Annotated in this window: 21 protein-coding genes and 2 tRNA genes; 16 read left to right on the top strand and 7 right to left on the bottom strand. The window is 66.3% G+C overall.

The features are described 5' to 3' along the window. The first annotated feature begins 1 nt into the window (after position 1). From AX767_RS00300 to AX767_RS00240, 13 genes are all read left to right on the top strand, one after another. Entirely contained in the window at positions 2 to 604 is a 603-nt protein-coding gene (locus AX767_RS00300; RefSeq protein WP_068627844.1) for a phage adaptor protein, read from the top strand. After that, a complete protein-coding gene (locus AX767_RS00295) occupies positions 601 to 2,067 on the top strand; it encodes a hypothetical protein (RefSeq protein ID WP_068627843.1) in 1,467 nt (488 codons plus the stop codon). Before AX767_RS00300 ends, AX767_RS00295 begins: the two co-directional genes overlap by 4 nt. Then, on the top strand, positions 2,064 to 2,384 hold the full coding sequence (locus tag AX767_RS00290) for a hypothetical protein (RefSeq protein ID WP_068627842.1): 321 nt from the start codon (positions 2,064 to 2,066) through the stop codon (positions 2,382 to 2,384). Before AX767_RS00295 ends, AX767_RS00290 begins: the two co-directional genes overlap by 4 nt. Positions 2,385 to 2,420: 36 nt before the next feature. Then, positions 2,421 to 3,113 carry a hypothetical protein gene (locus AX767_RS00285; RefSeq protein WP_068627841.1) on the top strand — a complete coding sequence of 231 codons (693 nt, stop codon included), beginning with the start codon at positions 2,421 to 2,423 and terminating at the stop codon, positions 3,111 to 3,113. Continuing rightward, positions 3,110 to 3,619 (top strand): hypothetical protein, encoded by a 510-nt coding sequence (locus tag AX767_RS00280; protein WP_156480904.1) that lies wholly within the window; start codon positions 3,110 to 3,112, stop codon positions 3,617 to 3,619. The genes AX767_RS00285 and AX767_RS00280 overlap by 4 nt, the downstream gene beginning before the upstream one ends. Then, positions 3,616 to 4,446, top strand: a complete 831-nt coding sequence (locus AX767_RS00275; protein WP_068627839.1) for a hypothetical protein — start codon at positions 3,616 to 3,618, stop codon at positions 4,444 to 4,446. Before AX767_RS00280 ends, AX767_RS00275 begins: the two co-directional genes overlap by 4 nt. Before the next feature lie 9 nt (positions 4,447 to 4,455). Next, positions 4,456 to 6,111 (top strand): hypothetical protein, encoded by a 1,656-nt coding sequence (locus tag AX767_RS00270; protein ID WP_068627838.1) that lies wholly within the window; start codon positions 4,456 to 4,458, stop codon positions 6,109 to 6,111. Then, positions 6,111 to 8,270 (top strand): hypothetical protein, encoded by a 2,160-nt coding sequence (locus AX767_RS00265; RefSeq protein WP_068627837.1) that lies wholly within the window; start codon positions 6,111 to 6,113, stop codon positions 8,268 to 8,270. The genes AX767_RS00270 and AX767_RS00265 overlap by 1 nt, the downstream gene beginning before the upstream one ends. Before the next feature lie 91 nt (positions 8,271 to 8,361). Next, positions 8,362 to 8,766, top strand: a complete 405-nt coding sequence (locus AX767_RS00260; RefSeq protein WP_068627836.1) for a hypothetical protein — start codon at positions 8,362 to 8,364, stop codon at positions 8,764 to 8,766. Positions 8,767 to 9,109: 343 nt separating this feature from the next. Further along, entirely contained in the window at positions 9,110 to 9,508 is a 399-nt protein-coding gene (locus tag AX767_RS00255) for a hypothetical protein (protein WP_156480903.1), read from the top strand. Then, positions 9,505 to 9,906 carry a hypothetical protein gene (locus AX767_RS00250; protein WP_068627834.1) on the top strand — a complete coding sequence of 134 codons (402 nt, stop codon included), beginning with the start codon at positions 9,505 to 9,507 and terminating at the stop codon, positions 9,904 to 9,906. Before AX767_RS00255 ends, AX767_RS00250 begins: the two co-directional genes overlap by 4 nt. 2 nt (positions 9,907 to 9,908) lie before the next feature. Continuing rightward, the gene (locus AX767_RS00245; RefSeq protein WP_068627833.1) at positions 9,909 to 10,391 is read left to right on the top strand and encodes a glycoside hydrolase family 108 protein; all 483 of its coding nucleotides are present in this window, start codon (positions 9,909 to 9,911) and stop codon (positions 10,389 to 10,391) included. A 2-nt stretch (positions 10,392 to 10,393) separates the two neighbouring features. Next, entirely contained in the window at positions 10,394 to 10,954 is a 561-nt protein-coding gene (locus tag AX767_RS00240; RefSeq protein ID WP_156480902.1) for a hypothetical protein, read from the top strand. A gap of 1 nt (position 10,955) precedes the next feature. Here AX767_RS00240 and AX767_RS00235 read toward each other — a convergent pair whose 3' ends face one another. The 7 genes from AX767_RS00235 to trhA form a co-directional block, all read right to left on the bottom strand. After that, positions 10,956 to 11,189, bottom strand: coding sequence for a hypothetical protein (locus AX767_RS00235; protein ID WP_068627831.1), 234 nt, complete (start codon positions 11,187 to 11,189; stop codon positions 10,956 to 10,958). Positions 11,190 to 11,198: 9 nt separating this feature from the next. Next, a complete protein-coding gene (locus AX767_RS00230; RefSeq protein ID WP_068627830.1) occupies positions 11,199 to 11,396 on the bottom strand; it encodes a hypothetical protein in 198 nt (65 codons plus the stop codon). Positions 11,397 to 11,481: 85 nt separating this feature from the next. Then, positions 11,482 to 11,558, bottom strand: a tRNA-Arg gene (locus AX767_RS00225). Positions 11,559 to 11,613: 55 nt separating this feature from the next. After that, a tRNA-Pro gene (locus AX767_RS00220) sits at positions 11,614 to 11,690 on the bottom strand. 35 nt (positions 11,691 to 11,725) lie between these two features. After that, complete coding sequence (locus tag AX767_RS00215; RefSeq protein ID WP_068627829.1) at positions 11,726 to 12,430, bottom strand: glutathione binding-like protein; 705 nt, start codon at positions 12,428 to 12,430, stop codon at positions 11,726 to 11,728. A 104-nt stretch (positions 12,431 to 12,534) separates the two neighbouring features. Next, on the bottom strand, positions 12,535 to 12,795 hold the full coding sequence (locus AX767_RS00210) for a hypothetical protein (RefSeq protein ID WP_156480901.1): 261 nt from the start codon (positions 12,793 to 12,795) through the stop codon (positions 12,535 to 12,537). A gap of 43 nt (positions 12,796 to 12,838) precedes the next feature. Then, positions 12,839 to 13,453, bottom strand: a complete 615-nt coding sequence (trhA, locus tag AX767_RS00205; RefSeq protein WP_068633203.1) for a PAQR family membrane homeostasis protein TrhA — start codon at positions 13,451 to 13,453, stop codon at positions 12,839 to 12,841. A gap of 79 nt (positions 13,454 to 13,532) precedes the next feature. Between trhA and AX767_RS00200 the strand changes: the two genes are divergently transcribed. From AX767_RS00200 to ppk1, 3 genes are all read left to right on the top strand, one after another. Next, positions 13,533 to 13,784, top strand: coding sequence for a hypothetical protein (locus AX767_RS00200; protein ID WP_068627827.1), 252 nt, complete (start codon positions 13,533 to 13,535; stop codon positions 13,782 to 13,784). Positions 13,785 to 13,943: 159 nt separating this feature from the next. Continuing rightward, complete coding sequence (locus AX767_RS00195; protein ID WP_068627826.1) at positions 13,944 to 14,792, top strand: GNAT family N-acetyltransferase; 849 nt, start codon at positions 13,944 to 13,946, stop codon at positions 14,790 to 14,792. 95 nt (positions 14,793 to 14,887) lie between these two features. Then, positions 14,888 to 17,038, top strand: coding sequence for a polyphosphate kinase 1 (gene ppk1 / locus AX767_RS00190; RefSeq protein ID WP_068633201.1), 2,151 nt, complete (start codon positions 14,888 to 14,890; stop codon positions 17,036 to 17,038). Positions 17,039 to 17,070 lie beyond the last annotated feature (32 nt).

The following is a 17,070-nucleotide window of genomic DNA, read 5'->3' as shown; positions in this document are numbered from 1 at the left end:
TATGCCGCTCGCGACCTACACCGATCTGCAGACCAGCGTTCAGGGCTGGCTCGCGCGTGGCGATGCGCTGGTGACGAGCCGCATCCCCGACTTCATCGCGCTCGGTGAGGAACGCATTTGGCGCGACCTGCGCGTGAGCGACATGATCACCACGCTGACCCTCACCGTGCCCAACGGCGCCAACAGCGTGGCGTTGCCGGCCGATTTCCTCGAGTTCAAGCGCATCACGACCGCCGGGTACATGCGGCTCGACTACATGGCGGCCGATCAGCTGGCCGACCTGACCGCACCGGGCCGCCCGAACGTCTATTCGATCGAGGGGCGCACCTTCATCTATGGGCAGACCGTTGGCGCCTCGACGGCGTTTTCGGCCCGCTACTACGCGCGTGCGGCCGCGCTGGCGATCACGCCGACGAACTGGCTGCTCACGAAGGCGCCGAGCGTCTACCTCTACGCCGCGCTGGTCGAAGCCTACATTTTCGTCAAGAACCCGGAAGAGGCGGCGCGCTACGGTGTGCTGCTCGACAAGGCGATCCGCGAGATGGAAAGCGCCGACCAGCGCGCCATGTCGAGCGGCGCCAGCCTGAGGCAGCGACCGCGATGACCATGAATCCGATCCGGGGGTTTTCGCCAGACAGCGATCCGACCACGCCCGGCATCCTGACCGCGTGTTCGAACGTCATCCCGTTTGCTGCGGGCTACAAGGGCGCGCCGTCACCGGTGGCGGTGAATGCTCCTGCGCTGGCCGCCGAAGCTCGTGGCGCCGTGGTGGCTACGCGCCTTGATGGCTCGCGCCGGGTGTTCGCTGGCACACAGACGCGCCTCTATGAGCTGCTGTCGGCCGCCTGGACCGATCGCAGCGCGGGTGGCGTCGCCTATACCGGATCGAGTGAATCGCGCTGGAGCTTCGCGCAGTTCGGCGACACCACCGTCGCTACAAACCTCGCCGACCCCATGCAGAGCAGCGCATCGGGCGCGTTCGCCGCCATCGCAGGCGCGCCGAAGGCAAAGATCGTCGTCAGCGCCTCGAACAACTTCGTGATCGCGTTCAGCACGAACGAGGGCACCTACGGCCCGTCCCCCGATCGCTGGTGGTGCTGCGCGCAGAGCGATCAGACCAACTGGACGCCGAGCGTCGCCACCTCCGCGCAGACCGGCCGCTTGATCGCGATCGAGGGCGCCATCCAGGCCGCGCAGACGCTGGGCGACTACGTGGTTGCCTACAAGCAGCGCGCGATCTTCCTCGGCGTGTTCGCGGGCGCCGGCGGTGTGGTCTGGCAGTGGAACCTCGTTCCCGGCGGCGAGGCCGGTGCGGTGGGCCAAGAAGCGGTCTGCGACATCGGCGGCCGGCACTTCATCGTCGGCAACGACAACTTCTGGATCTTCGACGGCACGCGGCCCGAGCCTGTCGGCGATGGCGTCACGCGGCAGTGGTTCCTCGACAACTCCAGCCCGACCTACCGCTACCGCACCAAGGTGGTCTACGACAAGCAGAACAACCTGGTGCGCGTGAACTATCCGTCGCTGACGTCGACCGGTGCATGCGATGCGTGCCTGGTCTATCACGTCGGCAAGAAGGAATGGGGCGTCTCCGACGTCGTGATCCAGGCTCCGCTGAACTACATCGCGCCGGGCGTGACCATCGACGGCCTGAACGCCTATGCCGCGACCATCGACGCGCTGCCGAACATCCCTTTCGACTCGCAGTACTGGGCCTCGGGCGGCCAGACGCCTTCCTACTTCAACGCCTCGAACCAGCTGGTCGCAATGAACGGCGCCACGGGCGCGTCCAGTTTCACCACCAGCGACATCGGCGACGACGCAGCCGTGACCATGATCGAGCAGGCGCGTGTGCGCTTCTCGCGCGTGCCTGACAGTGCGAACGCCACCGGCTTCTACGCCATGAACGAGGGCGAGCCGCTCGTCGCCGGCGCGGTGTGCCCGCGCAACGAAGGGAAGTTCGACCTCTACCAGAGCGCGCGCTATCACCGCGTGCGCTTCGACTTCACGGGCGACCACCAGGAGACCGGCTACGACTTGCCGCTGAAACAGGTGGGCGGGCGATGAGGCTGCTTGAAAAACCGGCGCTGCCGTCCAACCCGACCACCGCCTTCGAGCGGTCGCTCGTGCAGCAGATGCAGGCGATCCTGCAAGCCGTGTCGATGAAAGTGAACCAGCTCGCCGATGGCCGGCTGGTCGCGATCGACAACGCCGCGATCTCGGCGCCGACCACCGGGTCGTGGGCGCGCGGCGACTTCGTGCGCAACAGCGCGCCGGCGGTGCTTGGCACGGTCGGCAACCAATACACGATCGCCGGCTGGCGGTGCGTCGTCTCGGGTACGCCCGGAACGTTCGTGCAGTGCCGGGAGCTCACCGGAACCTAACCCCCTCACCAAACGCTGCGAAGCGCTGGAGCCCACATGGCAGACCTTTCAAATTTCGGACTCGGCAACCCCTTTCTGGGCGGCAACAACCCGTACCTGCAGCAGATCATCGACTCGTCGTCGAAGGACATGGTGCAGAACTACAACCAGACCGCGGCGCCTGCGATGAACGCGGCGATGCTGCGCAGTGGTTCATTCGGCAACTCTGGCGTGGACGAGATGACCCGTGCGTCTCAGAACCAGCTGCAGGGCAATCTGGGCGACATGTCGTCGAAGCTGCGGTTCAACGACTACACGCAGCAGCAGGGCATGTACCAGTGGCAGAACAATCTCAACGAGAACTCGCGCCAGTACGAGCAGACTTTCGACCGCAACGTCTACAACGATGCGTACACGCAGAACATGAACAATCTGCAGGTCGGCATGGGTCTGGTGGGCACGCTCGGCGGCTACAACGCGGCCGATGTGAACAACAGCACCTCGCAGCAGAACACGCCGCTCAACTACTGGAATCAGTTTCAGAACGCATCGAACGGGATTGCCAACGGGTTCGGGTCGACCACGAGCAGCGGCACGGTCGGCACCACCAGCAATCCTGTCACGTCGGCGCTCGGCGGCGCGCAGCTTGGTCAGTCGGCGATGAACTGGTGGAACGGGGGCGGAGGCGGTTCCTCCGGTAGCGCCCCAGCGAGTGGCAGCGGTGGCGGAAGCGGGAGCTGGTGGGCATGAGCACGCTGTACGCAGTCCCTGATGCTCCTGTGCTGTCGCTCGGCGGTCCCGACCGCGACGCCAGGATCGACGCGCTCGAAGAGGCCATGCGCGCCGCTGGCAACGCAGACCCGGCCGCCGCTGGCATCACGACCCATCACCACTACGCGCCCGGCATCTACGCGCGGGAAATGCGCGCGCCGAAGGGCACGCTCGTGACGAGCAAGGTGCACAAATTCGAGAACCTGTCGATCCTCTCGAAGGGCCGCATGGCGCTCTACCTCGACGACGGCACCGTGCGCGAGGTCTCGGCTGGATTCCACATCGTCGCCCCGCCTGGCGCGCGCCGCGTGGCGGTTGTGCTGGAAGACGCGGTCTGGACCTGCTTCCACAACACCACCGAAACCGATCTCGCCCGCATCGAAGCGCAGTTCATCGCGCAGACGCCGGCCGACTACCTCAACTTCACCAAGCAAACGGAGGCCGACATGGCACGCATCGAATCCGCACTCGAGGTGCAATCGTGAGCTGGGCAGCAGTGGGCGGCGCGGCCGTCGGCCTGGTCGGCTCGGCACTGAGCAGCGACAAGAACGGCGGCGCCGGCGCGCAGCAGCAGACGCAGACCAAGACGCCTTGGGCTCCCGCCACGCCGTGGCTGATGTCCAACATCGAGCAGGGCCAGAACCTGCAGAACCAGTATCAGAAGAACCCGTTCAGTGCTCGGCAGACCGCGGCGTATGACAACAGCTACGGCCTGAGCCAGTACGCGCGCGCGCTGGTGCCCGACTTGCTTGGCCAGATCAGCAACCAGCCGCTTGGCTACAACAAGCTGGCGCCGCTCGCCAAGCCCAACGCCTACAACTTCAACGGTGCCGGGAATGGCACCGGTGGCGGCGGGAGTGGCGGGCTGCTCGGCCTGTTGAGCGCGCAAGCACCAGTCGCAGAGGCGACCTCGATCAAGCAGTTGGAGCCAGAGGCGCCGAAGTTCACGCAGCAAGGCGACAACCGCCCGATCGTTTCCAACTGGAACAACACCGGCGGCGACGCCGAAGCTTTGATGGCGCAGATGTTCCCGAAGACCCCAGAAACGCCATGGGACAGCGTGGGTTCCTACGGGTCGTTTAAGTACGGCATGGACATGCCAAAGCCGGGCACGCAAGCCTACAAGGACATGTCGGAGTACTTCGCCTACGGCGGCGCCGACCCGATGAACAAGTACGGCCGCGGCGCTTCAGTTGGTGGCGGCCTGCTCGGCGGTGGCTACGGAGGCTTCGGTGCGGCCGACGGCGGCAACGGCAGCACGGGCGGCTCGGCCGCATCTGATGGCAGCGGTGGCGGCGGCCCCGCCTGGTAAGGAAACGACATGGCCTCACTCCTCGATTTTTTGTCCTCCGACGAAGCGGCGCTCGGTCTCGGCCTGCTCGCAGCGGGCGGCCCAACCACCGACCCGAACGCGGCCGGCTTTGGCGCATCGCTCGCGCGCGGCGTCGGCAACGTGGCGGCGAACAAGCACCAGCGCCTGCAGAACTCGTTGCTGCAATCGCAGGTCGACGAGAACAAGTCGCAGGCGGCGCAACGCAGCGCGGCGCTCGCGCGGCAGCAGCAGATGGACCAGTACTACATGGGCGGGGCAGGGGCCACGGCGCCGGTCGCTGCTGGTGCACCTGGTGCTGGCGCATCGCCCACCGCAGGCGAGCCCGTCGCACCTGGTGCGGTGCTGCACGCCGCCGTCGGCAAGGGTCCGAACGATCCGCCGCCGCCGCAGGGCAAGTTCGCCGAGTGGTCAAAGCAGTTCAACATTCCGGCCGACGCGCTGGTCGCCGATTACATGAGCAACGGCGGCAAGGGCATCGCCGACATGCTCTTCAAGGCTGGCCGGCCGGACATGAAGACGAACGACGGCTATGCCTACGACGCGAACCGCGTGCAGCCCGGTTTCCTGCCGGGCCTGAAGCAGTCCGCGAACGGCGTCAGCACGCTGGTGCTGCCTGACCCCTCCGCCCCCGGTGGCGTGCGCATCCAGGCGCCGCAGGGCGCGCTGGGAACGGCCGGCGCATATGCCGCGCAGGACGCGCTCATCCGGGCGCAGGCTACCCCTGGACGCCCGACCATCATGGATGGCGGCCGCATGGGCGGCCAGTCGCAAGCGCAGGAGATCGGCCTTGCACCGCCCGCCGGTGGCGCAACGCCTGCACCGCTGATCGGCCGCGCCGGCCCGACGAACACTTCGGAAGCCGCGATGGCCGCTGGCACGCGCACCGACATGGGTTTCAACCCGGACGCCGCGCGCCGCGAAATTGCTGCGGCACAGCGCGACCTCGTAGACCCAGCAAAGGCCAAGTTCCTGACGCCGCAAGACCGGTCGATGCTGCAGGAGCACATCGCCACGACCACCGACCAGCTGGCTCGGTACGGCGGCGCCGCTGCCCCTGCTGCGCCGGTCATCGGCCGCCTGCCGGCTGCGGCACCGGCCACTGCTGGTGTGTCTGGTGGCGGCCTCGAGTTCTCGCCGGCCGAGAAAGCGCAGCAGGCCGCGCAGATGAAGACCGCCGAAGGCACTGCCGCCGCCGATGTGGTGCGCGACACCGAAGGACAGAAGAAGGTGAAGTCGGCGGGTCAGATGATCGCCGCCGCCGACCGCGCCATCACGCTGCTCAAACAGGGTCCGACCGCCAGCGGCGTCGGCGAGCTGCTGGACAAGGGCATGAACCTCGTCGGCCAGAGCAACAAGGGCGCAGAGATTTCGGCGCAGCTCGACATCGTGGCCGGCGATCTGGTGAACAACGTGCCGCGCATGGAAGGCCCGCAGTCCGACGGCGACCGCCTCGAATACAAGCTGCAGGCAGGCCGCGCGGCAGATCGTTCGATCCCGGTTGCGCAGCGCCTGGCCGCGGCACAGGAAGTGAAGCGGCTGCAAGGCAAGTACGCCAACTTGAACGGCGGCCCCGCTGAAAGCTCTGGCGGTGCGTCGGGCACTTTTGCCCCGCTGCCTTCGGGCTGGTCTGTGAAGGTGAAGTGATGCCAACCTTCGAATTCACCGCACCAGACGGCAAGAGCTACGAAGTGGGCGCGCCCGAGGGCGCTACGCAGGAACAGGCGTTCCAGATGCTGCAGGGGCAGATCGCGGGTGGCGAGGCTCCAGCCGCGACCGCACCGTCGACCGCAGTCTCCGCCGGTCGCGCGCTCAACGACGTGCCCCGCCAGCTCGGGCTCACCGCACGCTACGGCATGGAAGGCATCGCGAACACCGCCCAGGTCGTCACCGAACCCCTGCGCTACATCACCGACCGCCTCACCGGCATGACGGGCCGCACGAAGCCGCTGGGTGCACTCGCAACGCAGGCGGCCGACGCTATGGGCCTGCCATCGCCGCAGAACTCGACGGAGCGCGTGATCGGCGACGCATCCCGGCTGGTGGCCGGTGCGGGCGGCATGGCCGGCGCCGCGGGCTCTGCGGCTGGCGCTGCCACCACGACCGGCGCAAATCTCTTGCGCGGCCTCGCTGCGAATCCTGCCCAGCAACTGGCCGGCGCGGCCGGCGCGGGCTTGGCCGGTGGCGCATCGCGTGAAGCCGGCGGCGGCCAGTGGCAACAGGCGGGCGCGGCATTGCTCGGCGGCGTGGCGGGGGCTGCTGTGCCGAGCGTAGGCGCAAGCATCCTGGCATCCGGCCGCGGCATGCTGGGCAGTCTGCGCCCCATGTCTCCCGAGGATCTCGACATCAAGCTCACGTCGGTGCTGCAGCAGGCCGGCACCGATTACAACCAGTTGCCGGCGCAGGTTCGTCAGTCGCTGCGCGCCGAGCTCGCATCGTCGCTTCAGGCCGGCAAGGATCTCGACCCGGCCGCTGTGTCCCGCCTCGCCGACTTCCGCACTGTGGGCGCAACGCCGACGCGCGGGATGCTGTCGCAGAACCCGGTGCAGATCACGCGCGAACAGAACCTCGCAAAGATGGCGGCCAACAGCGCCGACGGCGAACTGCACGGCTTGCCGCTGATGCAGAACCGGAACAACTCGACGCTGATCGGGCGGCTCAACGACCTGGGCGGCCGCACCGAAACGGCGCCGATCGCCGCCGGGCAGGTCGTGCGCGATCGCATCGCCGGCACCTACGGCGGCCTGCAGAACGCCGAACAGACCGCGTGGGACGCTGCAAAGGCGATGCCGGGCTACAAAGCGCCGATCTCGAACGAACCGCTGCACGCCGCGATGGCCAGCGTCTCCGACGAAGCGCTGACCGGCTACCTGCCGAAGCAGGTCACCGACTACATGGGTGCGTTCCAGACCGGCGCGCAGCCGTTCACCCCTCAGCATTACAAGAACCTGCGCTCGCTGCTCTCGGGCGAGCTCGCGAAGGGCGGCAACGAAGCGGCGGCGGCGCGCGCGGCGATCAAGGGCCTCGACTCGGCGCCGATGCGGCCGATCACGAACCCGGGTGGCATCGACTTCGGCACCGCGCCGGTGACCGCGGGCCTCGCGTCTGCCATGCGTCAGGCTGACGGGCAGCCGGCTTCGGCGATCAACGCGATCGACACCGCGCGCCGCGCGACGGCTGCCAAGTATGGCTACGCCGAGAGCACGCCCCTCGTGCGCACCGCGCTCGGCGACGCGCGCACCGCGGACCCGGAAAAGCTCGCGCAGTCCTTCATCCTGAACGGCACGCTCAACGACGCGCGCTCTGTCGCGCAAGAGGTTGGGCCGCAAGGGATGGCGACGATTCGCGACGCCCTGGCCACGCACATCAAGAAGCAGGCCCTGAGCGGCTCGGCCGACGAGACCGGGAAGGTGTCGCAATCGGCGCTGAACGCCGCGCTCAAGAATATCGGCGACGACAAGCTGCGGCTGTTCTTCTCGCCCGAGGAAGTGGCGCAGTTCAAGGCCGCGGGCCGCGTGGCGAGCCTGATGCAGTCGCAACCGATCGGCTCGGCAGTGAACAACAGCAACAGCGGGGCGCTCCTGCTCGGTCGGGGTATGGACATGCTCAACGGCATCGCCGGAAAGATCCCATTCGGCCGCGCCGCAATCATCGATCCGCTGCAGGGCATCAATCTCAGTGTGAGCCAGCGCGCCGCGCAGAAGGTGCTGCCTGGTTTGCTGGCTGCGCCGGCAGCGCGCCCGGTGAGCAACCCACTTCTGTTGCCCGGCCTCGCGATGAGCGGCGGCCTACTTTCGGCGGAATGACTGGATGACCGCCACCACCGCCACCGATGCGAGCCAGCCCAGCGTGATCGGGTCGAAGTTCCAGTTCATCCACAAATTCTAAAGGCTCACCATGCCCCTCTACTCAAATCTCGCGGCGCTCAGCCAAACGGCTGGCGCCAACGCAGCCGACGGGGCCGTCGACGCGCCCGCGACGATCGACAACAACATGAACTTGCTGGCGTCGTTCATCGCCCAGCTGCGCGACAACGTGGGGTTCACCGCTCCGCTGGCCACTACTGGAGATTTCAAGCTCGTCATGCGCGCGGCCGCCCCTGCCGGCTGGGTTGCGGCGAATGGCGGCACCATCGGCAACATCGGCAGCGGCGCCACGCGCGCGAACGTCGACACGCTCGACCTTTACACCGCTTGGTGGGCGGAAACACAGACGCCTTACTGCCGATCCTCACATCTGCCGGCGCGGCGAGCGTGCGCGGCGCAAGCGCTGCTATTGACTGGGCGGCGAACAAACGGCTGACCGTGTTCGACATGCGCGACCCGCGTGCCGCGCGTCGCAGGAACCTCGTTTGTCAGTGGCACGAAGTACGCGACGACCACCCAGGACCACCAGCACAAACTTCCGATCGGATGGGATGGCGGCGGGAGTGGCTACCTCTGGAACGATGGCTCAAGCCAGCCCGCTTTCGGTCGGAGGTGCAATCTTCAGTGGGTAGTTCGACGTTCAGCAAGACCGCGCCGGGCGCGGGGACGATCCGGATCGGCTACTCGGGCAATTTCACCCCGACGATCACAGGGGAATCGGCGCCCAACACGATCGCCCTTCTCGGGTGCTTCAAGCTCTAAGGGCCGGGATGGGCAACATGAACGACCGCGCGGTCACTGATGCCGTCGGGTTCGGCATCTTCCTCGCCGGCCTTTTCTACGCACCCGACGTGGCGGCGGTGGTCGGCCCCTACATCGTCATCGTGCTGGCGTCGGTGATCGGAGCGTCCTTCGCGCTCAAGCGTCGGGACAAGACCACGCGGCTGATCGCGGTCTGGTATTTCCTGCGCGTGGCCGGCTTGGCGGTGCTCATCACTGTGAGCTTGGCGAGCATGGGGAGCAGCTACTACAGCAGCGTCACCGAGCGGGTGCTCATCACGCCGGTCGCCCTAATCGTGGGCGCAGTCGGCGATGACTGGCCGAAGCTGCTGCGCGCCGTCGTGCGCTTCATCTTCCGCACGATCGACCTCGCGCGCGGGAAAGGAGACACGCCATGAGCCAATGGAACGAGACCATGCTGCTCGCTGTGATGACCTGGCCGGGCTGCGCGGGCATCTTCTTCATCGCCTGCTGCCGGCTCAACGCCATGCCGAAGCACACGCTGTTTCGCGTCGTCTTTGAGTACGCGGTGTGGGCCGCGATCGGCTTCGGCATCCCAATGCTGCCCTTCATCGGTGAGTGGCCGGGCCTCGGCACTGTCGCGGTGGTCTACGCAATGGTCGTGATCCTGCTGTGCAGTGCGCGTGCCTGGGCTGGCGACGTGGCGCCCGACGAAGCCACCGACGTGATGCCGATCGAGCCCCTGACCGCGCGCCAGCGATTCGACCTCTTCATCGGCCGCGCACGTGCGAAGGCACTGGCGTGGTGGCGCTCCCTGCAACCTTGGAAGGACTGACCATGGACTTCAACGAAGCTTTCGATCGCTTGCTGGGCCACGAGGGCGGATTCGTCGACAACCCGAAAGACCCTGGCGGCCAGACCAACTGGGGCGTGACAATCGCCGTGGCGCGCGCAGCTGGCTACGCCGGCTCGATGCGTGACCTGCCGCGCGACACCGCGAAGGCCATCTATCGCAAGCAGTATTGGGATGCCGTGCAAGCCGACCAACTGCCCGAGGCGGTGCGCTTCGAGGTCTTCGACGCTGCGGTGAACTCGGGTGTCGGTCAGGCCGTGAAGTGGTTGCAGCGCGCGGTCGGCACCACGGCTGACGGCGTGATCGGGGCTCAAACGATCGGAGCGGCGCGCGCGGCGGGCCCGATGATCGCCGCCCATTTCAATGGTCAACGCTTGCAGTTCATGGCCGACCTGCCCACCTGGCCCAGTTTCGGCCGCGGGTGGGCACGCCGCATCGCCGGCAACCTGTTGCGACTGGAGGCATGACCATGGCTGACTTCGACTGGCGTGCCACCATCGGCGCCGTGGCTCCTGGCCTCGCAAACGCACTCGGCGGCCCCCTCGCTGGCGCCGCGGTGAAGATCATTGCCGACAAGGTGCTCGGCCGGCCAGACGCATCTGCGCAGGACGTTGAAGACGCGCTTTCGTCGGGCACGCTCAGCGGCGAGCAGATCGTCGCGCTGCGCAGTGCCGAGAAAGACTTCGAAGTGGAGATGGCGAAGGTCGACCAGGCGCGCGAGGCCGCCTACATCGACGACACGAAGAGCGCCCGGCAGCAGACCGTCGACCTCACGAAGAGCGGGTCAGGGATCGCGTTCGGTGCGCCGGTCGTGTCCACCCTGATCGTCGTCGGCTACTTCTTCTGCATCTACCGGCTGTTCATCGTCCAGGCCGATCTGCCCGCCAATGCGTTCCAGCTGCTGAACGTGATGTTCGGCGCGCTGTCGCTCGCCTTCGGGCAGGTGTGCAACTACTGGCTGGGGTCATCGGCCGGATCGAAGCGATCGGGCGACGCGGTGCGCAAGATCGCCGAACAGGCGCAGAGGTAATTCAGTCGTAGAGCTCGGCGCGGATCGCCTCAGCTGCATTCCCGCCAGCCTCGCTGTCCCCATACGGCTCCACCAGCGTCGCGCACTTGTCCACCACGTCCATGGTGTACGCCCACAGCGCATCGGACATTCCAGCTTGATCGAGCGGCGTGAGGCCGTGCTTCACAGCCAGGGCAAGGAACACCTTGCGCGGATCGCGCGGTCCAACGGGGTCGAGGTCTTCGGTGGTGATCATGGCGCAATCCTACTGCCCATACGGCTGACCGCCCTGGAACGGCTCCCCATCGCCAATCTGCCGAACTTCCCGGGTTGATTCAATCGCCACAGCGCCCGGGTAGCGATGCTGGGCTTCCTCGCGGGTCATCTTGAATGGCGACGGGCCGGGCTTCTTGCGCCATGGGTCGCGCGGCAGGGTGAAAGTGAAGTATTCGGCTTCTGGCATGGGGCACTGTACGTCTGAACAGTGATCTTCGACAGGGCGAGACCGTGCAAAGTTAGCGGAAACCGAAACGGTTAGAGACTGGAGTTGGCCTGTCCGGAGGGGATCGAACCCCCGACAACCTGCTTAGAAGGCAGGTGCTCTATCCAACTGAGCTACGGACAGACGAAAGGGCTTCAGAGTGGACAGGCCATGGTGCTGTGGCCGTCCGAAAAAATGATGGTCGGGGCGAAAGGATTCGAACCTTCGACCCTCTGGTCCCAAACCAGATGCGCTACCAGGCTGCGCTACACCCCGACAAGCCTTCGATTCTAACCTGTGAAAAGGCGCGCTCAGCGTTTGTCGTACTGCGTCTTGCCGAAAAGTATTTCGCGAGCCTTGTTGTCGGTGATCGGCTTGCGCAGATCGGCCAGCACTTTCACGCCGCGTTGCACCGCAGGCCGTGCCGACACGGTGTCGAACCACGCCTTCAAATGAGGGTAGTCGGTGAGCTCGATGCCTTGATTTTCCCAGCTGCGCAGCCACGGGAAAATGGCGATGTCGGCGATGGAATATTGCTTGCCCGCAATGAACTTGCTCTCTGCAAGGCGCTTGTCGATCACACCGTAGATACGCTTGGCTTCATTGCTGTAACGATCGATCGCGTACTGGATTTTTTCCGGTGCGTAGAGACGAAAATGATGTGCCTGCCCCAGCATCGGGCCGACACCACCCATCTGGAACATGAGCCACTGCAATACGTCGTACCGACCGCGGTCGTCGCGCGGCATGAACTGGCCGGTCTTGCCTGCGAGGTAGACCAGGATGGCGCCCGATTCGAAAAGCGATATCGGCTTGCCGCCCTGACCGTCCGGGTCCGTGATCGCCGGGATCTTGTTGTTCGGGCTGATCTTGAGGAAGGCAGGCGCGAACTGGTCGCCGGTGCCGATGTTCACCGGGTGCGCGGCGTACGCCAAGCGACACTCTTCCAACATGATGTGCACCTTGTGCCCGTTGGGCGTGGCCCACGAATAGACATCGATGACGGGAGACAGCATGGTTGGGCTTTCAGGGTGATGGGTGGTCGGCCAGCATAGCGTTCACGCGACGGACTGCATGCCCCGAAAGGTATTGGTGGACCCGTGCGACTGCAGCGGCGCCGTCAACCGGTTTCGGGCTCGGATCCCAAGAAGAGAAACACGTTGCGCGCCGGGCCATCGTGTCCGATCTGGCCGATCGCGGCAACGCCTTTCGGCACCACGAACATGCCCGGCCCCCGATCGCGTGCCTTGAAGAGGCAACTGCCTCGCGCGCAATGCTGAACGTTGCCGAAACGGCGAATGCGTGCGACCTCGCTTTCGGTGAGCGTCGCAAACATCTGGTCGCGTCGGGTCTCGACCTCGACAGGTCTTTCCGTGGCCATGAAAAACCCGAAAAGGAAGGGCAGCGCAGCAGGGGCGCCCACGTTACAGGACCAGGCGCAGCACTGTGGCGTAGTGCGTCATCGTGCCGCCCAGGACGAACAGGTGCCATACGCCGTGCGCATGCGCCCAGCCCCGGCGGTTGCGATAGAAGACCGTGCCCGCGCTGTAGACCGCGGCGCCTGCGACCAGCCCGGCGAGTGCCGCGCCGTCGAGCGTGGCCGCGAGCGGCGCCGCCACGCACACACAGAGCCAGCCCATGCCGACATACAGCCGCAACGACGGCGCCGCGTCGCCCCTCGGCCGCAGTTCGCGACCGATGCCAAACAAGGCCAGGCCCCAGACCGTGGTGAGCAGCACGACCGCGGTCCAGCCGGACAGCCCGATCAGCACGAAAGGCGTGCAGGTGCCGGCGATCAGGAGGTAGATGGCGCAGTGGTCGGCGCGCGCCCAGAAGCGCTTCGCGTGTCCGCTCGTGGAGTGAAACAGCGCAGAGGCGCCATAGAGCGCCACCGCGCTGAGCGCGAACACCAGCGCCCCGGCCGCACCGGCGTTGCAGCCGGTCGGCTCGACCCGGCCGGCGAGCAGCACTGCACCGCACAGGGCGAGCGCCAGACCGAGCCAATGCGTGTATCCGTTGAAGCGCTCGCCGGGGTGTATCCGCAGAAAGGACATTGTCATAAATTTGTCATCTCAGAAAGTCCAGAATCCGACGTTTGTCCCTTGGAGAAAACCCTCTATGAACGCGATCAAGACCGCCCGAAAAATCATCAGCGCCAACCCGGTGAGCGACTCGTCGCGCACCCTCGCCCAACTTGTGCTCGCGCTGGAATCCGAAGGTGCGTTCAGCGTCACCGAGCTCTACAAACTCGACCTCAAGAATTTCGAACTCGCGATCGAAATCCTGAAGGAATGGCGCATCGATCGCTACTACGCCGGCAAGGCCAAGCTGTTCGATCTGTCGGTGCAGGTGAGCGCGCTGCCAGGCTGACCGCGCGTCATGCTGCCCGCACTGCGTGACGGCGGTGTGACGGCGACAACCGGCTGACCCGGGGCGCACCGTCATGCGATTGCCGCGGCGTTGACACGGCCTTTTCACGTGAGACCCACACACTTCTTTGCGACCACACGCAACAGAGGGCTCGCAGTGATGAACGAACTTCCCAACCCGACCTTTCCGATCTCGCAACTGGGTTTGCGATCGGCGCTCTGGCCGCGCACCACACCGCTCGTTGCTCCCGTTGCCCCGGTCGTTGCGCCGCCGCCCGTCGCGAGCGGACTGTCCGTCCAATGGGCACGTCACCAGGACGAGGTGCGCGCGGCGCAGCGGCTGCGCTACCAGGTTTTTGCTGTCGAGATGGGCGCGAGGCTCAACACACCGCTCGCCGGGCACGACATCGACCTGTTCGACGATTTCTGCGAGCACCTGCTGGTGCGCGACGAAGCCACGCAAACCGTGATCGGCACCTACCGCGTGCTCACGCCGGCACAGGCCCGGCGCGTCGGCGGCACTTACAGCGACACCGAATTCGACCTCACGCGCCTGCGCTCGCTGCGCTCGCGCATGGTCGAGCTCGGGCGCAGCTGCGTGCATGCCGAGCATCGGCAGGGCGGCGTGATCCTCGCACTCTGGGGTGCGCTGGCGGGCTTCATGCGGCAGAACAAGCTCGACACGATGATCGGCTGCGCCAGCATCCCGATGCAGCACAACGGCCTGCCGGGCGGCAACGCTGCGGCCAGCATCTGGCGCCAGCTGTCGGCCACGCACATGGCACCGATCCAGCACCACGTGCAGCCGCGCCTGCCACTGCCGATCGAGCGGCTCGATAGCTCGCTTGACGTGGAACCGCCCGCGCTGGTGCGCGGCTATCTGCGGCTGGGCGCCAAACTCCTCGGCGCCCCGGCCTGGGACCCCGACTTCAACACCGCCGACCTGCCGATGCTCATGCGCATCGACGATCTCCCGCCACGCTATCGCCGGCACTTCCTCGGCGCCTGACCTCGTCACGCGACTGTCACTGAACTGTCATGCGTCTGGCCGACACTCAGCCATTTGCAAGTTCCTGCATGTCGTTTGTCCCAGAATCGGTGGTCATGCCGCCCACCAACGCCGAAAAGAAGGCCGTCGCTGCGCCCGCGACGGCTTCGCCCCCTGCGCCCCTCGTTCTGCTCGACCGCGATCACGCGATCCTCGCCTTCAACGAGCGCGTGCTCGACTGGGCGATGCGCGCCGATGTGCCGCTGATCGAGCGGCTGCGCTACCTGTGCATCGTGTCGAGCAACCTCGACGAATTCTTCGAGGTGCGCGCCGCGCCCCACCTGATCGCCAACGACGCGAGCGACACCAAGGGCGTTTACTCGGTCGAGTCCTTCGAGGCGCTCGCCACCGCGGCGCACACGCTGGTCGGCAAGCAGTACGCGCTCTACAACAACGAGCTGATGCCGGCCTTTGCGAAGCACGGCATCCGCATCATTTCGCACGGGGAGCGCAACCCGGTGCAGCGCAAGTGGGTGCAGGAATATTTCGAGCGCGAGGTCCGGCCGCTGCTGATCCCGGTCGGTCTCGATCCGGCGCACCCGTTCCCGCAGGTCGCGAACAAGTCGCTCAATTTCATCGTGCAGCTCGGCGGCAAGGACGCGTTCGGTCGGGAGAACCCGATCCAGATCGTGAAGGTGCCGCGCGTGCTGCCGCGCCTCATCCGCATGCCGGCCAGGGTGTCGGACGGCGCGACGCTGTTCGTGGCGCTGTCGAGCATCGTGCGGGCGCACCTGTCGAGCATGTTCGCCGGGCGCGAAGTGGGCGATTTTTCGCAGTTCCGCGTCACCCGACACTCCGACCTGGCGGTCGACGAGGAAGACGTGATCAACCTGCGCACGGCGCTGCGACAGGGCCTGCAACACCGTCATTTCGGGCAGGCGGTGCGCCTCGAGGTGTCGGCGAGTTGCGCCGAATCGCTCTCCAGCTTTCTGCTCAAGCAGTTCGACCTGCCGCCCGAATCGCTCTATCGCGTGCACGGTCCGGTGAACCTCGCGCGCCTCACGCAGCTGATCGATCTGCTGGACGAGCCCGGCCTGCGCTATGCGCCTTATCGTGCGTCGTACCCGGTCACGCTGTCGCGTGCGCAGTCGTTTTTCAGTCGGCTGCAGCGCGGCGACGTGCTGATCCACCAGCCGTTCGAGAGCTTCGACGGCGTGCTCGCGTTCCTGCGCGAAGCGGTGCAAGACCCGCAGGTGCTCGCGATCAAGCAAACCATCTACCGCACCGGCCCCAACTCCGAACTCATGGACCTGTTGCGCGAGGCGGTGCGTCGCGGCAAGGAGGTGACGGTGGTGGTCGAGCTCAAGGCGCGTTTCGACGAAGAGGCCAACATCAATTGGGCCGAGATGCTGGAGTCGATCGGTGCGCAGGTGGTGTATGGCGTGGTCGGCCTCAAGACGCACGCCAAGATGCTGCTGGTGACGCGCCGCGAGGGCAAGAAGATGCAGCGCTACGGCCACCTGTCGACGGGCAACTACAACCCGCAGACGGCGCGGCTCTACACCGACATCAGCCACCTCACCGCTGATCCTCTTTTGACGGCCGACATGGAAGCCGTCTTCGTGCATCTCGCGAGCCAGAGCAAGCTGCCCAAGCTGAACCGCATGTGGCTGGCGCCCTTCGACCTGCACAAGAACATCGTGGCGCAGATCGATGCGCTGGCGCAGGCGGCGCGCCAGGGCTCGTCGACCCGCATCGTCGCCAAGATGAACGCGCTGACCGACGAAGGCCTGATTGCCGCGCTCGTGCGGGCTGGCCAGTGCGGCGTGAAGATCGACCTGATCGTGCGTGGCGCCTGCACCTTGCCTGCTCAGGTGCCGGGCATCACCGACAACATCCGCGTGCGCTCCGTCATCGGGCGCTTTCTGGAGCACTCGCGCGTTTTCTATTTCCGGCAGGGCGACGACGAGTCGCTGTATTTGTCGAGCGCCGACTGGATGAACCGCAACATGATGCGACGCATCGAACTCGCCTGGCCCGTGACCGACCCCGACCTGCGCCAGCGCCTGATCGACGAGTGCCTGGTGGCCTATTTGCACGACGGCTGCGACGCCTGGGACCTGGGAGCCGATGGCGCTTACGTGCGCGTGCTCGGCGACACCCATCCGGAGGAGGGCGGCGCGTCGCCCGTTCTCGAAGCCCATGGCGCACAGAGCGCGCTCATGAACCGCTATGGCGCAGCGGGGCTGCGCACCGCCGGCGCCTGATCCCACCGACCCGAATCGATATCGAGAGTGAC

Source organism: Variovorax sp. PAMC 28711 (genome assembly GCF_001577265.1).
GTDB lineage: Bacteria > Pseudomonadota > Gammaproteobacteria > Burkholderiales > Burkholderiaceae_C > Variovorax.
The sequence above is the reverse complement of the archived record's forward strand: the minus strand, read 5'-3'. Positions and strand labels throughout refer to the sequence as shown.